The sequence below is a fragment of the Specibacter sp. AOP5-B1-6 genome, from assembly GCF_052376555.1.
Taxonomy (GTDB): Bacteria; Actinomycetota; Actinomycetes; order Actinomycetales; family Micrococcaceae; genus Specibacter.
In genome coordinates, this window is the sequence record NZ_JBQSVT010000049.1 from 14,154 (window position 1) to 28,553 (window position 14,400).

General features: G+C 63.0%; 12 protein-coding genes and 1 pseudogene. 6 read left to right on the top strand and 7 right to left on the bottom strand.

The window, feature by feature from the left end; genetic code table 11:
- Nucleotides 1-13: 13 nt before the first annotated feature.
- The 4 genes and pseudogenes from lipB to ACT3TS_RS17380 form a co-directional block, all read left to right on the top strand.
- A pseudogene (lipB, locus tag ACT3TS_RS17365) lies at nucleotides 14-784 on the top strand (lipoyl(octanoyl) transferase LipB); the annotation flags it as partial.
- Nucleotides 781-1,797 carry a lipoyl synthase gene (gene lipA, locus ACT3TS_RS17370; protein WP_444530996.1) on the top strand — a complete coding sequence of 339 codons (1,017 nt, stop codon included), beginning with the start codon at nucleotides 781-783 and terminating at the stop codon, nucleotides 1,795-1,797. The pseudogene lipB and the gene lipA, both read left to right, overlap by 4 nt.
- A gap of 124 nt (nucleotides 1,798-1,921) precedes the next feature.
- The gene (locus ACT3TS_RS17375; protein WP_444532783.1) at nucleotides 1,922-2,692 is read left to right on the top strand and encodes a DUF4191 domain-containing protein; all 771 of its coding nucleotides are present in this window, start codon (nucleotides 1,922-1,924) and stop codon (nucleotides 2,690-2,692) included.
- Nucleotides 2,693-3,086: 394 nt separating this feature from the next.
- On the top strand, nucleotides 3,087-3,293 hold the full coding sequence (locus tag ACT3TS_RS17380; protein ID WP_444532784.1) for a hypothetical protein: 207 nt from the start codon (nucleotides 3,087-3,089) through the stop codon (nucleotides 3,291-3,293).
- 49 nt (nucleotides 3,294-3,342) lie between these two features.
- On the opposite strand, the gene ACT3TS_RS17385 is transcribed toward ACT3TS_RS17380, so the two are convergent.
- Nucleotides 3,343-3,780 (bottom strand): RDD family protein, encoded by a 438-nt coding sequence (locus tag ACT3TS_RS17385; protein ID WP_444532785.1) that lies wholly within the window; start codon nucleotides 3,778-3,780, stop codon nucleotides 3,343-3,345.
- A 179-nt stretch (nucleotides 3,781-3,959) separates the two neighbouring features.
- Here ACT3TS_RS17385 and glnA point away from each other — a divergent pair, with 179 nt between their 5' ends.
- Nucleotides 3,960-5,384: a type I glutamate--ammonia ligase gene (gene glnA, locus ACT3TS_RS17390; protein ID WP_444532786.1), complete on the top strand. Its 1,425-nt coding sequence runs from the start codon at nucleotides 3,960-3,962 to the stop codon at nucleotides 5,382-5,384.
- A gap of 302 nt (nucleotides 5,385-5,686) precedes the next feature.
- Here the strand turns inward: glnA and ACT3TS_RS17395 are convergent, their stop codons facing one another.
- The 5 genes from ACT3TS_RS17395 to ACT3TS_RS17415 all read right to left on the bottom strand — a co-directional run bounded on the left by ACT3TS_RS17395 (nucleotide 5,687) and on the right by ACT3TS_RS17415 (nucleotide 9,556).
- The gene (locus tag ACT3TS_RS17395; RefSeq protein WP_444532787.1) at nucleotides 5,687-5,872 is read right to left on the bottom strand and encodes a CsbD family protein; all 186 of its coding nucleotides are present in this window, start codon (nucleotides 5,870-5,872) and stop codon (nucleotides 5,687-5,689) included.
- Nucleotides 5,873-5,966: 94 nt separating this feature from the next.
- Nucleotides 5,967-6,167 carry an AsnC family protein gene (locus ACT3TS_RS17400; RefSeq protein ID WP_444532788.1) on the bottom strand — a complete coding sequence of 67 codons (201 nt, stop codon included), beginning with the start codon at nucleotides 6,165-6,167 and terminating at the stop codon, nucleotides 5,967-5,969.
- A 172-nt stretch (nucleotides 6,168-6,339) separates the two neighbouring features.
- Nucleotides 6,340-7,251, bottom strand: a complete 912-nt coding sequence (locus ACT3TS_RS17405) for a glutaminase (protein WP_444532793.1) — start codon at nucleotides 7,249-7,251, stop codon at nucleotides 6,340-6,342.
- Nucleotides 7,252-7,352: 101 nt separating this feature from the next.
- Nucleotides 7,353-8,099 (bottom strand): amino acid ABC transporter ATP-binding protein, encoded by a 747-nt coding sequence (locus tag ACT3TS_RS17410; protein ID WP_444532789.1) that lies wholly within the window; start codon nucleotides 8,097-8,099, stop codon nucleotides 7,353-7,355.
- Entirely contained in the window at nucleotides 8,096-9,556 is a 1,461-nt protein-coding gene (locus ACT3TS_RS17415; protein ID WP_444532790.1) for an amino acid ABC transporter substrate-binding protein/permease, read from the bottom strand. Before ACT3TS_RS17415 ends, ACT3TS_RS17410 begins: the two co-directional genes overlap by 4 nt.
- A gap of 316 nt (nucleotides 9,557-9,872) precedes the next feature.
- On the opposite strand from ACT3TS_RS17415, the gene ACT3TS_RS17420 reads away from it, so the two are divergent.
- On the top strand, nucleotides 9,873-11,357 hold the full coding sequence (locus ACT3TS_RS17420) for an arylsulfatase (RefSeq protein ID WP_444532791.1): 1,485 nt from the start codon (nucleotides 9,873-9,875) through the stop codon (nucleotides 11,355-11,357).
- 30 nt (nucleotides 11,358-11,387) lie between these two features.
- Here ACT3TS_RS17420 and ACT3TS_RS17425 read toward each other — a convergent pair whose 3' ends face one another.
- Nucleotides 11,388-14,399, bottom strand: coding sequence for a bifunctional [glutamine synthetase] adenylyltransferase/[glutamine synthetase]-adenylyl-L-tyrosine phosphorylase (locus ACT3TS_RS17425; protein WP_444532792.1), 3,012 nt, complete (start codon nucleotides 14,397-14,399; stop codon nucleotides 11,388-11,390).
- Nucleotide 14,400 lies beyond the last annotated feature (1 nt).

Consider the following 14,400-nt stretch of genomic DNA (forward strand, 5'->3'; position numbering starts at 1 on the left):
ACAACCCGCGGGACGGGCAGCGAATTCTGATTTAGGCGAAAATGCAACGTCCCCTAAACTAACTCCTATGAGTGTTCAGTTCTCCGATCTCGGATTTGCCCCAAGTTTCGTCGACTACGAGGGCGCGTGGGAGGAGCAGCGGGCAATTCATGCCGCCGTCGTTGCCGGCACCGCACCCAACACTGCGTTGCTGCTCGAACACGCAGCGGTCTACACCGCGGGCAAACGAACCGAAGACCACGAACGCCCCTTCGACGGAACACCTGTGGTCAGCGTTGACCGCGGCGGCAAGCTCACCTGGCACGGCCCAGGCCAATTGGTCATGTACCCCATCGTCCGACTTGCCGACGCCCACAGCATCCGGGCCTATGTCCACGCCCTGGAAGACATCATCATCGAGGTCCTCGCACACTACGACGTGGCGGGCGTGCGGGTCGACGGCCGGGCCGGCATCTGGCTCACCGCAGACGATAAGGGCGGCGACCGAAAAATCGCGGCCATTGGCATCCGCGTCCATGACGGCGTGACAATGCACGGCATTGCCATCAATGCCAACAACAGCCTGGCCCCCTACGGACAGATCATCGCCTGCGGCATCCAGGATGCCGGCACCACCACCCTGCAGGCCGAAACAGGCCGGGACATTTCACCACAGGACCTGGCACCGCTGGTCAAGGAAGCCACCAGCCGGGTCTTGGCACCACTGATCACTGACTTACCGCCTGAACAGGCATCAACCGCCGGTGCCGTGGAAGCGGGCCGGTCAGAAGGAGCATTGCTGTGACGTTGGCACCTGAAGGACGCAAGTTGTTGCGGGTTGAGCAGCGCAATGCGGCTGTTCCGGTTGAGCGCAAACCGGAGTGGATGAAAGCCAAGGTTGAGATGGGCCCGGAATTCATTGCGATGAAGAACCTGGTCAAGAGCGAGGGCCTGCACACGGTCTGTGAAGAGGCCGGCTGCCCGAACATTTTTGAGTGCTGGGAAGACCGCGAGGCGACGTTCCTCATTGGCGGGTCCGAGTGCACCCGCCGCTGTGACTTCTGCCAGATTGACACGGGCAAGCCGTCGCCGATCGACATGTTTGAGCCCACGAAGGTGGCCCGTTCGGTGGTGAAGATGAACCTGCGCTACGCCACTGTGACCGGGGTGGCCCGGGACGACCTCGCCGATGAGGGTGTCTGGCTGTACGCCGAGACGGTCCGAAAGATCCATGAGTTGAACCCGAACACCGGCGTGGAGCTGTTGATCCCTGATTTCTCCGGCCGGCCCGAGCACATCACGGCGATCTGTGAGTCGAAGCCGGAGGTGTTCGCGCACAATGTGGAGACGGTGCCGCGGATCTTCAAGCGCATCCGTCCCGCGTTCCGCTATGAACGGTCCCTGGACGTCATCACGCAGGGCCGGGACCAGGGCATGGTGACGAAGTCGAACCTTATTCTGGGCATGGGCGAGACGCGCGAGGAAATTTCCCAAGCGTTGCAGGATTTGCACGACGCCGGGACCGACCTGATCACGATCACCCAGTACCTGCGCCCCTCCGAACGCCACCTGCCCGTGGACCGCTGGGTCAAGCCGCAGGAATTCCTTGACCTGAACCAGGAAGCCGAGGAGATCGGCTTCCTCGGTGTCATGTCGGGGCCGTTGGTGCGGTCCTCCTACCGTGCCGGGCGGCTCTGGGCCACGGCCATGCGCAAAAAGGGCCGAGACATCCCCGCGCACCTCGCCCACATCGCCGACGGCATCGAGGACTCCGGGCACACCCGCCAGGAAGCCGCCTCCCTCATCGCCGCCCGGTAAAAGCAGTGCAGCGGCTGCACTTCGGCTGCGCTGCCGTCCCTGCGGGAAATCCCCGAGCTTCGAGTTTGGGCAGGGATTTCCACATGCCACATTCCCGTCCAACACCCGCTAGAATTGACTCACTATGGCCAAAACCACTGACTCCGCAGACAGCAACGCTGACAAACCAAAGCGTTCCCTCTTTTCCCGCGCTCCGAAGGCAGACAAGCCCAAAAAGGACAAAAAGCCGGGCCGCATCAAGCAAATGGTGGACATCTTCAAGATGACCCGCCGCCACGATCCCATGGTGACCTGGATAATGCTTGGCGCATTTTTCGGCTTGATCCTGGTTTCCCTGTTGGTGGTGCTGCTGATTTCTCCCGGCAACTGGATTACGGGTCTGATGATCGGCATTCCGCTGGGCCTCTTGGGTGCGCTGCTGCTGATGTCACGACGCGCCGAGCGTGCCGCTTACGCACAGATCGAGGGCAAGGCCGGCGCCGCAGGCGCTGCCCTGAGCTCGCTCAAGAAGGGCTGGATCTTTGACGAGCAGCCCGCATCGGTCAACCCGCGCACGCAGGACGTCGTTTTCCGCGCCATCGGCAAGCCGGGCATCGTCCTTGTCACGGAAGGTCCGTCAAACAGGGTCAAGGGCCTGGTCGATGCAGAGCGACGCCGCTTGAAGCGGATTCTGCCCAACGTGACTGTCACGATCATCGAGACCGGCAAGGCAGAAGGCCAAGTGCCGATCGCCAAGGTCACCAAAAAGATGGGCAAGCTCAAGAACGAGCTGACGAAGGTGGAAGTTGGTGCCGTCAACAAGCGCATCACGTCCATGGGCAACAAACTGCCCATCCCCAAGGGCATCGACCCCTACAAGGCCCGCCCGGACCGCAAGGCCGCACGCGGCCGCTAAAAAACTCCATACACATGATGCCCGGTGGGATTTTCCCGCCGGGCATCATTGTTTTCGCGCCCTGCAGCCATGTTGCCGTTGCAGCAGAAAGCCGTGCCATTCCCGGCGACACAACGGAGCGATCTTCGCTGTGCCGCTGGCATCCACAAGTCCACATGGCCCGGACGTTGGGAGACCGGACTTTGGGACACAGGATGTCGGGACACCCCACCTCGGGACACCCCCAGCACAGCAAAGTCCTGCGCAGCCAACGCCCGCAGCGCCAGCCGCCGCCCCCGCTCCGCAAACAGCGGGCAAGGCCCCGGCTCACTTTGGCTCGGCCGCCACACCCGGGGACGCCGCACCCGGCATGACGTCCTTCGACGCCCCCTGCGCGGCCGGAAAACTCATCAGCATGGCGAATCGGCATCACGCACCGCACGGCGCCACCGCCGTGCAGGTGCTGGCTCCCGACGGCGTCGCATGGGCCATGACCGTGGGCTCGGAACCTGCCGGGGAGGCGCCGCCTGGCATGGGTTGGACGTCCGCCGGCATGGGTGGGCCATCCGCCGTCGAACTTCACATGGGCAGGCACCGGCCAACCGTGACGGTCAAGCGCTGATGCGGGGCCGACAGCCGGCACCCGCATCAGGAAATAGTGGTCCGCGCGGTTAGCGGCGGATCAGGATCGTTTTGATGGCCTTGTCATGGAGGCCTCGATGGTCGGCGTCGACGATGATGACGGGGATCACCAGGCAGACAAGCACGGCGCGGATCACGCCGTCGAGCAGGCTGGGCTGGCGGCCGTCGAGCCGCACCACCTCGATGCCCATGATCCGGTGGCCCACGCTGTAGCCCAGCAGGCCCACCAGGAGCATCTGCTCGGCCGCGAAGATGGCGAGGATGGCATTCGGGTTGGCGTCAAAGAAGGCCATCGCAATCAGGTACGACAGGCCCCAATCGATGCAGATTGCCAGGATGCGCCGGCCTGCCCTGGCCATCGAACCGGGGCCGGATTCAGGCTGCCCCAAACGCTCGCCCGGAAATTTGGATATATTAGAAGTGTCCGGCCCGCTGAGCCAGGAACCTATGTCTTTACGATCTACCACACCTCCAGCCTACCGGTGTGGGCCCGAAGCAGGGGCACCGGGACTTCCCGGGGCGCTTGTAACGTGCCGGAAACATTTCTGACACGGTGGAGTAATGGCCCGGTTCTAGGCTTATGTCAGTTGTACAGGCACCGTGGTCGCACCCAGCCGGCCAAATCCCCCAGCGCCAAGGAGCGTAAATGTTCAAGAACGCGGAAGAAGTCCTCCAGTTCATCAAAGACGAAGATGTAAAGTTCGTCGATATTCGATTCACAGATCTGCCCGGCGTCCAGCAGCACTTCAATGTGCCCGCTAAGACAGTTGACCTTGACTTCTTTGTCAATGGCCAGCTGTTCGACGGCTCCTCCATCAGGGGCTTCCAGGGCATCGCTGAATCAGACATGCAGCTGATCCCGGATCCCAAGACCGCTTTTGTTGACACGTTCCGCCTGGAAAAGACCCTGGCGTTGAACTTCTCCATCGTGAATCCCCGCACGGGCGACCCGTACCACCGCGACCCGCGCGGCGTAGCCGAAAAGGCTGAGGCCTACCTGGCCTCCACGGGCATTGCCGACACCGCATTCTTTGGTGCCGAAGCCGAGTTCTTTGTCTTTGACAACGTTCAGTATGAGTCGACCGCGAAGGGTTCCTTCTACAAGATCGATTCCGAAGAGGCCTACTGGAACACGGGACGAAAGGAAGAGGGCGGCAACCTCGGCTACAAGACGCCGGAGAAGGGTGGCTACTTCCCCGTTGCCCCCATCGACCACCAAGCGGACCTGCGCGACGCCATGTGCCTCGAGCTCGACGCTGCCGGCCTTGAGGTTGAGCGCTCCCACCACGAGGTTGGCGCAGCCGGCCAGGCGGAGATCAACTACAAGTTCAACACGCTGGTGCACTCCGCGGATGACCTGCAGAAGTTCAAGTACGTAATCAAAAACACCGGCTGGGCCTGGGGCAAGTCCGTCACGTTCATGCCCAAGCCTGTCTTTGGCGACAACGGCTCCGGCATGCACTGCCACCAGTCGCTGTGGAGCAATGGCGACCCGTTGTTCTATGACGAGAAGGGCTACGCCGGCCTGTCCGACATGGCCCGCTGGTACATTGGCGGCCTGCTCAAGCACGCCGACGCCGTTTTGGCCTTCACCAACCCCACGGTGAACTCCTACCGCCGCCTGGTCAAGGGCTTCGAAGCCCCGGTCAACATGGTCTACTCGCAGGGCAACCGCTCTGCCGGTATCCGCATCCCGATCACCGGCTCCAACCCGAAGGCCAAGCGTCTCGAGTTCCGCGCACCGGATGCCTCCTCCAACCCTTACCTGGCGTTCTCTGCCCAGCTGATGGCCGGCCTTGACGGCATCAAGAACCGGATTGAACCCCCGGCCCCCATCGACAAGGACCTGTACGAACTCCCCCCTGAAGAAGACAAGGACATCCCCAAGGCTCCCGAGTCGCTCGAAGAGGCCTTGATCGCCTTGGAGAACGACAACGAGTTCCTGCAGGCCGGCGGAGTGTTCACCCAGGACCTGATTGACACCTGGATCGACTACAAGCGCGAATACGAAATCAAGCCGCTGCAGCTGCGTCCGAACCCGTACGAGTTCGAGCTCTACTACGGCTGCTAATCCGGGGCTAAGCACACCACGCTAAATCGGAGGGGAGGGGCGTTGTTCACGCCCCTCCCCTCCGCTTTTGGTTTCACCCGGCCGGGTCGCGGCAACTGTTCATTCTCGCTCGTGCTGTGACTTTTTGGGCTGTCACAGGTGAGCCAGCGCGGGTGAGACGCCCCTGTGCGCAGTTGAGCTGTCTCGGGCCCACACACCGCCAGTCGTCGAAACGCCGAGTGCAGTGCCTGCCGCCGACAAGAAAATGAAGGGACGGAACGCAATGTTCCGACCCTTCATTTTTTGTTCAAGCAGTCCGCGGGTTACTTTCCGAAGACATCCTTGCCAGCGTCCTTGACGTGCTCACCGGCCTGCTTGGCTTTCGCCGCAGCCTGGTCCGCTGCACCCTCAGCCTGGAGCTTGGAATTGTCGGTGGCGTCACCAACAGATTCCTTGACCTTGCCGGCCGCTTCCTGTGCTTTGTTGCTGATCTTATCTCCGAGTCCCATGAGGACCTCCTTCAATATAAATCCAACGGGTAACACTTTCGAACTTACGTATCTAACCTGATAGTTACCTGTATGTGAGGTTAATATTAGGGACTTATCGCTTGCCGTACTTCTTGTGAACCGCCTGCTTCGTCACACCCAGGCATAGTGCAACCGCCTCCCACGACAACCCGGCCGCCCGGGCCCGGGCCACCATCTCGGACTCCGTCCGGGCCAGTTGCCTGCGTGCTTCCGCGACGGCAGAAAGAGCTTCGGCGGGCCCCATTCCATCCATGTCGCCCAACAATGTTTTCACGTTCAACACCTCCAACGTCAACAGTAGTTGACGGCAATTCTGGAGTCAACGCATGTTGACGAAACCTCATTCTTCTCACGTTCCATCTCCACCGGGCCAGTGGCTGGCGGCACCAGCCACCGGCCCACAGGCCAGGCGCCCGCGGGCCGGCCACCAACAAGCCATGGCCCGTCTAGAAGATTGACCATTCGGTGCGCGCCGTGAACGCATCCAGCGCCGCAATGCCGGCCACTGAATTGCCGTTGGGGCCAAGCGCCGGACCCCATACCGTGACTGAGCAGCGGCCCGGGACGATCGCCACAATGCCGCCGCCGACCCCGCTTTTGCCCGGCAGGCCGACACGGTAGGCAAACTCCCCTGCCGCGTCGTAGGTTCCGCAGGTGAGCATCACGGCGTTGACACGCTTGCTTTGATTGGGGCTCAGGAACGGCGTGCCGCCCGTTGAGACGCCATGGCGGGCCAGGAACAGGGACGCCTTGGCCAGGTCCTCACAACTCATTTCAAGCGCGCACTGGTTAAAGTAGTTGGCCAGGACGTCGTCAACGGGGTTTTCGAGGTTGCCGTAGCTGGCCAGCAGGTGCGCCATCGAGGCATTGCGGTGGCCGTGGCCGGCCTCGGAGGCTGCCACCACCTCGTCCACTTCAACCTCGGGATTGCCCGATTCCCTGCGCAGCAGTCCACGCACCGAACCGGCGGCGTCGCCCGTCAAGGTCAACAGCCTGTCTGTGACGACCAGGGCGCCTGCGTTGATGAACGGGTTGCGAGGAATGCCGCGGTCAGCCTCCAGCTGGACCATGGAGTTGAACGGGGTTCCGGAGGGTTCACGGAACACACGCCGCCAGATCGAGTCGTAGTCATACGACATCACGAGGGCGAGCGAAAAAACCTTTGAAAGGCTTTGAATCGAGAAAGGCGTGCGCCAGTCCCCCGCCCCGTACACCGTGCCGTCGGCCATGGCCACACAGATGCCAAACTTCTCCGGCGAGACCTGGCTCAGGCTCGGAATGTACGCGGCAACTGAACCTTGGTGGCACAGCGTCGCGACACGCTCAACTATCTCGTCAAGAATGCCCTGCATGTCCATCACGTACCTCCAAAACTGTTATGCCGGCGTCGACCGCCAAACTATCAAAAATACAAGGACAGGGGTGGCCCGCCCGAAGGCCGGCCACCCCTGCACTACTGCTAGAGAACCTTGGCCAGGAACTCCTGCAGTCGGGGCTGCTGCGCATTGGAGAAGATGGCCTCGGGGGTGCCCTCTTCGCAAATGACGCCGGCGTCCATGAAGACGACGCGGTCGGCAACCTCGCGGGCAAAGCCCATCTCGTGGGTGACCACGACCATTGTCATGCCCTCGGCGGCGAGATCACGAATGACCTGCAACACCTCGCCCACCATCTCCGGGTCAAGGGCGCTGGTTGCCTCGTCGAAAAGCATGATGCCCGGGTTCATGGCCAGCGCGCGCGCAATGGCCACACGCTGCTTCTGCCCGCCCGAGAGCGACGCCGGACGCGCATCGGCCTTCTCGGACAATCCCACACGCTCCAACAGCGCCAGGGCCTTCGCACGGGCGCCAGCCTTGTCCAGCTTCTTCAGCTCAACCGGTGCCAGCATGATGTTTTGAATGACGGACATGTGCGGGAACAGGTTGAAGTGCTGAAACACCATGCCGATGTTCTGGCGCACGGTGTTCAAGTCAACCTTGGCGTCCGTCAGATCGAAACCATTGACGGTCACGGTACCGGCGGTGATGTCCTCGAGCTTGTTCAGGCAGCGAAGAAACGTGGACTTGCCCGAACCCGACGGGCCGATGACGCACACAACCTCGCCCTCCGCCACGTCAATGTCGAGGCCCTTGAGCACTTCATTGGAGCCAAAGGTTTTCTTCAGGTCACGGACACTGATTTTTGCTGTGTTGTCGCTTGCGCTCATTTGTTGAACTTCCTGTCCAGGACGTTGGAAAGCTGGGTCAAGATGGTGATCACGATGAAGTACAGCGCAGCCACGATCAACAGCGTTTCACCCGTGCGGAAGTTCGAGGCGTAAATTTGCTGGCCCTGGTAGGTGAGCTCCGCGAAGCCGATGACGGCCAGCAGCGAGGTGTCCTTCAGCGTGATGACGAACTGGTTGATGAACGACGGCGTCATGATCTTCACGGCTTGCGGCACCACTACACGGCGCATGGAGGTGACGTAGCTCAGGCCGAGGCTGCGGCTGGCTTCGAGCTGGCCTGTATCCACGGATTGGATGCCGCCGCGGACGATTTCCGTCATGTAGGCGCCTGCATTCAAGCTCAAGGTGATGACACCGGCGGTGAGCACGTCCAGCGGCTGGCCGGTCATCTGTGGGAGGCCGAAGTAGAAGAAGAACGCCTGCACCAGCAGCGGCGTGCCGCGGAAGATGGCGACGTAGGTGGTGGCGATGCCCCGCAGGATCTTGTTTTCGGCAACCTTGAAGAAGCCGAAGAGCACGCCCAGGACCAGCGCGATGGCCAGTGAGAGGACGGTGGCGACCATTGTCAGCCACAGGCCCTTCATCAGGGCCGGGAAGCTGTCCTTGACGAGCTGGAAGAATCCGCCCTGCTCCTCAACCTCTGACTTGGCAAGGTACTTGTCAAGGATCTTGTCGTACTCGCCGTTGGCTTTCAGCGCCGCCAGACCCTTGTCGAAGGCCTGCAAAAGCTCCTGGTTCTGTCCCTTGTTCACGGCAAACCCGTAGGAACTTCCCTGTTCCTTGTCGGTGACAATCTTCAGCCCGTTGTTCTGGCTGACACCGTAGGCAAGCACGGGGTAGTCGTCAAACACTGCCACCGAGTTGCCGGCCTTGACGTCGTCGTACATGGTGGCCGAATCGGCAAGGGCCTTGACGGTGAAGCCGTACTGGTCCTTGATCGAGTTGGCGAAGGTTTCACCCTCGCTGCCGCGCTTGGCGGTGACGGTCTTGCCCTTGAGGTCCTCGTAGGTCTTGATCTCCTCATTGTTCTTGGCCACGGCCATCTGCACGCCGGAGTCGAAGTACGGATCGGAGAAGTCAAAGATCTGCTTGCGCTCATCGGTAATCGACATGCCGGCGATGACGCCCGCCACCTGGTTCGATTGCAATGCCTGCAGGGCCGCGTCGAAGCCGAGCGACTTGATGTCGACCTCAAAGCCTTCTTCGTCGGCGATGGCGTGCAGCAGATCCATGTCAATGCCGATTAGTTCGCCGCTGCCGTCGCGGAACTCGAACGGGGCAAAGGTGGTGTCGGTGGCAATGGCGAACGTCTTGCCCTTGACGTCCGCGGACTGGACGTCGGCAGACTTGACGTCGGCAGACTGGGAACCGGCGGAAACAGCGGTTGGGGCGGCTGGTGCGCTCAGCGCTGAGGCACCACCGATCCCCAAAAACATGATTGCTACAGTAAAAAAGGCGGCGAGGGCGGCGAAAGTGCCACCTCTGCGCCGCCGTATGGGTGGAAGCCTCAGCATTAATTTTCCCTCACAACGGATTTTCGCCCCTCCTGGGCCGAATGAAGTACCCCAAAGACGTTACAGCGTTTGGCGAGTTCACGCGAGAGCACGCCGATTTTGCCAGTCATTATGTCCTGCCTGCCTCCTCGCGCCGGTCGTCCGCCCGCCCGTCGTCCCGTCGCCCGCCCGGAGTCCTGCCGTAGTCTGAATGTGGCCCCGGTTACTCCCGCTGCGGGCCGACCGAGGAAAGTAGACCATGAACAAACCCAATGTGATCCTCATTTGCGTCGACGAATGGCGGGGCGACTGTCTCGGCGCCGAGGGGCATCCCCACGTGCAAACTCCGCATCTGGACGAGCTGGCAGGCAGGGGCGCCAGGTTCCGGCACGCCTATTCCGCCACGCCCACCTGCGTTCCGGCCCGGGTTGCCTTGTTCACCGGGCAGTCCCAGGAGCGCCACGGCCGGGTGGGTTATGAGGAAGGCGTCAAGTTCGACGACGTCCATCCAGTCACGCTGCAGGGCGAGTTCGGGCGGGCCGGCTACCAGACCCAGGCCATCGGGAAGCTGCATGTCCACCCTGCACGCAACCGGGTGGGCTTTGACGATGTGCTCCTGCACGACGGGTTCCTGCACTTTGCCCGCAAGGGCCGCAGGGATTTCAAGTTCTTCGATGACTATGTCCCGTGGTTGCGCCGGCAACCGGGCGTGACGGCCGACGAGGAGTACTTTGACCACGGCGCCGGCTGCAATTCAACCGTCGCCCGACCGTGGGACAAGGCCGAGCGCCTGCACCCGACATCCTGGACCGGCACACAGGCGGTTGAATGGTTGTATCGGCGTGACCCCACGGCCCCATTCTTTTTGTACTTGTCTTTTCACCGCCCCCATCCCCCGTATGACCCGCCCCGGTGGGCCATGGACATGTACCTTGACCTGCCGGCCTTCAAGCGCCGGCTCGGCGACTGGGAACACCACTTTGAATCGGTGCGGACCAATGGCAACCACCAGCTGGCTTTCGGCACCTTGTCCGAGGCCGTCACGCACCGCGCACGTGCCGGCTATTACGGCTTGATGACACAAATTGACATGCAGCTCATGCGCGTCTTCGAGGCCCTGAACGAGTTTGGGCTGGCGGAAGACACCATCATCGCGTTCACCTCCGATCACGGTGAAATGCTGGGCGACCACGACTTCTACCGCAAGGCTGTTGGCTACGAAGGTTCGGCCCGTGTGCCGTTCATCGTGGCACCTGCGCCCAATGATCCCGCTGCCCGACGCGGCGGCGTGGTCGATGAAGTGGTGGAGTTGCGCGACGTCATGCCCACCCTGCTCGACTTGGCCGGGGTGCCGGTGCCGGAGTCCTGCGACGGGCGGTCCCTGGCCCGTTTCGTGCGCGATTCGCCGGTTGATGGGCCGGACCATGCGCCCTGGCGCCAGTGGCTGCATGGCGAGCACGTGTATTTTGGCCAGTCGCTGCAGTGGGTGACCGACGGCCACGTGAAATACCTGTGGGCCTCGGAATGGGGCACCGAAGAGCTCTTCGACCTCGACGCCGACCCCGGTGAAATGCACAATCTCGCCCCCGTGCCCGAACATGCCGAGCTGCTGGCGTTGTGGAAGGGCCGGCTCATCGCCGATCTCACCGGGCGTGAGGAGGGATTCGTGCACGACGGCGAATTGGTCACCGGCGCGACGGTCGTCACCATGTTGTCCCACGCCCGTGCCCTGGCCGGGAGTTAGCGGTTTGCGGCGCCCAGCCCGGCCCGCCGTTCAGCCGTAGTACAGGCGTTCAAAGACCGCCCTGGCGCGGCGGGTGAGACTGTAATAGTCGTCTTCAAAGGCTGCGGCGTTGCCCGGATCGTAGCCGCACCATCGGGCGACTGCCTCCAAGTCCCCCCGTGCCGACGGCAGCACATCCGAGGTTTTTCCGGTCCACATGACGTTGGCGTTGCGGATTTTTCCCGCCAGCCGCCACGCCGATTCCAGCAGCTCGGCGTCGGGGCCGTCAACGAGACCCAGCTCCTTTGCCGCCTGCAGGGCCGGCACGGTTTTGGTGGTGCGCAGTTCCGGATGGTTGTGGGCGTGTTGGAGCTGCCACAGCTGGACAAGCCATTCAACGTCGCTGAGTCCGCCCCGGCCCAGCTTGACGTGACGGGCAGGATCGGCGCCGCGGGGCAGCCGTTCGGATTCCATCCTGGCCTTGATGCGCTTGATCTCCCGCACATCGTTCTCGGGCAGCGACCGCGGGTAGCGGACGGGATCCACCATGGACACGAATGCCTGGGCCAGCTCGTCGCAGCCTGCCATCGGCCTGGCCCGCAGCAATGCTTGGGCTTCCCACGCTGAAGACCACCGGGAGTAGTATTCCCGGTACGCTTCCAGTGAGCGCACCAGCGGTCCGTTGCGCCCTTCGGGGCGCAGGTCCGCGTCAACACTGAGCACCCGTTCGGCTTGGATGGCAGGACGCACCGGGGCCGTGAGCAGGGCCGTCAGCTTCTGGACAATTGCCATGGCCTGCTTCGTTGTCTGACCCAGCTGCTCCTCACTGAGGCCGTCAACAGGCTGGTGCACAAACAAGACGTCGGCGTCTGAGCCGTAGCCAATTTCGCGTCCGCCCTGGCGGCCCATGGCCACCACCTGTACACGGGTCAGCGGCGCTTCCCCCGCCCACACCTCCATCTCGGCGATCCGCAGCGCACCCAAAACTGTAGCCCTGTCAGCGTCACTCAACGCCTCGGAAACTTCGTCCTGGCTGCGGAGTCCGCAGCAGTCGGCGATGGCCGTCCGCAGGATCTCCCGTTGCCTGATCAGGCGGATCAAGCGCATGGCCCCTGGCGAGTTGCCATGGCGGGCAATGGTTGCCTGGATCTCAACCCACTGGGCCTCAAACGTTTCCGGCACCAGTTCCTTGGAATTGCCCAGCCAGGCGGTGGCTTCCGGCGACACCTCAAGGAGGTCGCTGACAAGCCGCGAGCTGGACAGCAGATGGCACAGTCGCTCGGCCGCGGCCTGGTGGTCGCGCAGCATGCCAAGGTACCAGTGCGAGGTGCCCAGCGCATCGGACACGCGGCGGAAGGCGAGCAGTCCGGCGTCGGGATTGACGCCGTCGGCCAGCCAGCCAAGCAGCACCGGCAGCAGCTGACGCTGCAGCGCAGCCCGCCGGCTGATTCCGGCCGTGAGCGCTTCAATGTGCCTGGCCGCCCCCGCAGCGTCGCTGTAGCCCAGCGCGGCCAGCCGGGCCTTTGCGGCTCCCGTGGTCAGGGCGGCGTCTTCGGCACTGAGATTGGCTGTTGTGGCCAGGATGGGGCGGTAGAAAATGCGTTCGTGCAGCGAGCTCACGGAGCGCTTGACCTTGGCCCAGTCGGCCAAGAGCGACCCGGCACTCGGCCGTTTAAGGCTCAGCGGGCCGGACACCGCCCGCGCCAAGGCCCGCAACTGTTCCGGCGCCGTCGGCATGGTGTGGGTCCTGCGCATCTGGACGAGCTGGATCCTGTGTTCCAAGACGCGCAGGTAGGTGTAATGGCTTAAAAGCAGGGCTGCATCGGTCCTGCCAATGTAGCCCGCCTTTGTCAGCTCATCGATGGCCGTCGTGGTTGCCCGGGACCGAATGCTGGTGTCGGTCTTGCCATGAACGAGCTGCAGCAGCTGGACGGTGAATTCAACATCCCGCAAGCCGCCCTTGCCAAGCTTTATCTGGCGGTCGGCGTCGCCATCACGAATGTTGGCCGTAACCCGGCGACGCATCGCCTGCACTGATTCAACAAAGCCGTCCCGCTCGGACGAGGCCCAGACCAGCGGCTCAATGGCCTGCTCGAATGCCGCACCGAGCTCCTTGTCACCGGCCATGGCCCGGGCCTTCAGCAGCGCCTGGAATTCCCAGCTTTGCGCCCAGCGATCGTAATACGCCAGATACGAATCCAAGGTGCGCACCAGCTGCCCGTCAACGCCTTCGGGGCGCAGATTGGCGTCAACCTCCCACAATCCCGGCTCACGTTCCGGGGAATATATGGTGCGGGTGAGCGCGCCGGCAAGGGCGTTGCCCAGCCTGGCGGCCTCCCCCTCATCCATTCCCGGGGACATTTCCGTGCCTGTCCCAGCGGCGGTTTCCGTGCCAGTGGCCGTTTGCGTGCCTGTGCCCGTTTCCGTGCCGGCTTCAGTGGAGCCGGCTGCAGTCCCAGCCGTTTCGTCGACGGCCACCACATACATGACGTCCACATCTGAAATGTAGTTCAATTCCCGCGCCCCGCACTTGCCCATGCCAATGACGGCAAAGCGCAGTGCCGCCACCTTCTCCGCACCGACACTGGCCCCCACTTCGGTGCGGGCAACGGCCAGGGCGGCTTCAATGGCGGCCGCTGCCAGGTCCGCCAGCTCGGCGCCCACCATGGGCATGACGGCCTGCGACGAGGCCGCGCCCAGATCCCGCAGCGCCAGCTCGCACAGGTGCCGGCGGTATCTGGTCCGCAAGGCTATTCGCGCCTCGGTGCCCACCAGGGCCGCTGTCGGCATGTTCGACGCCGGGTCGGCGCCAACCGCGCGCAGGAGCGACTCCCGCAGGACCTCGCCGTCGACGGCCTCCGGCTCCTGCACGGCCACCGCGTCCACCACATCGAGGTGTTCCGGATGGCGCATCAGGAAATCCGCCAGTGCCTCGGATGCCCCCAAAAGCTTGAACAGCCCCTCGTTGGAGACCAGCCCGCCTGTATCCGGGTCCACCACCTTGAGTTTCTCCCGGCTTTCCGGAACGGCGCTGAGCAGCCGGACCAGTGACTGCAGAGCCATG

Excerpts from the sequence above, each read along its gene's own strand:
- ACT3TS_RS17420 (WP_444532791.1), top strand. The coding sequence starts at position 9,873 with ATGAACAAACCCAATGTGATCCTCATTTGCGTCGACGAATGGCGGGGC.
- ACT3TS_RS17415 (WP_444532790.1), bottom strand. The coding sequence starts at position 9,556 with ATGTTTTTGGGGATCGGTGGTGCCTCAGCGCTGAGCGCACCAGCCGCC.
- glnA (WP_444532786.1), top strand. The coding sequence starts at position 3,960 with ATGTTCAAGAACGCGGAAGAAGTCCTCCAGTTCATCAAAGACGAAGAT.
- ACT3TS_RS17380 (WP_444532784.1), top strand. The coding sequence starts at position 3,087 with ATGGCGAATCGGCATCACGCACCGCACGGCGCCACCGCCGTGCAGGTG.
- ACT3TS_RS17425 (WP_444532792.1), bottom strand. The coding sequence starts at position 14,399 with ATGGCTCTGCAGTCACTGGTCCGGCTGCTCAGCGCCGTTCCGGAAAGC.
- ACT3TS_RS17395 (WP_444532787.1), bottom strand. The coding sequence starts at position 5,872 with ATGGGACTCGGAGATAAGATCAGCAACAAAGCACAGGAAGCGGCCGGC.
- ACT3TS_RS17405 (WP_444532793.1), bottom strand. The coding sequence starts at position 7,251 with ATGGACATGCAGGGCATTCTTGACGAGATAGTTGAGCGTGTCGCGACG.
- ACT3TS_RS17410 (WP_444532789.1), bottom strand. The coding sequence starts at position 8,099 with ATGAGCGCAAGCGACAACACAGCAAAAATCAGTGTCCGTGACCTGAAG.
- ACT3TS_RS17375 (WP_444532783.1), top strand. The coding sequence starts at position 1,922 with ATGGCCAAAACCACTGACTCCGCAGACAGCAACGCTGACAAACCAAAG.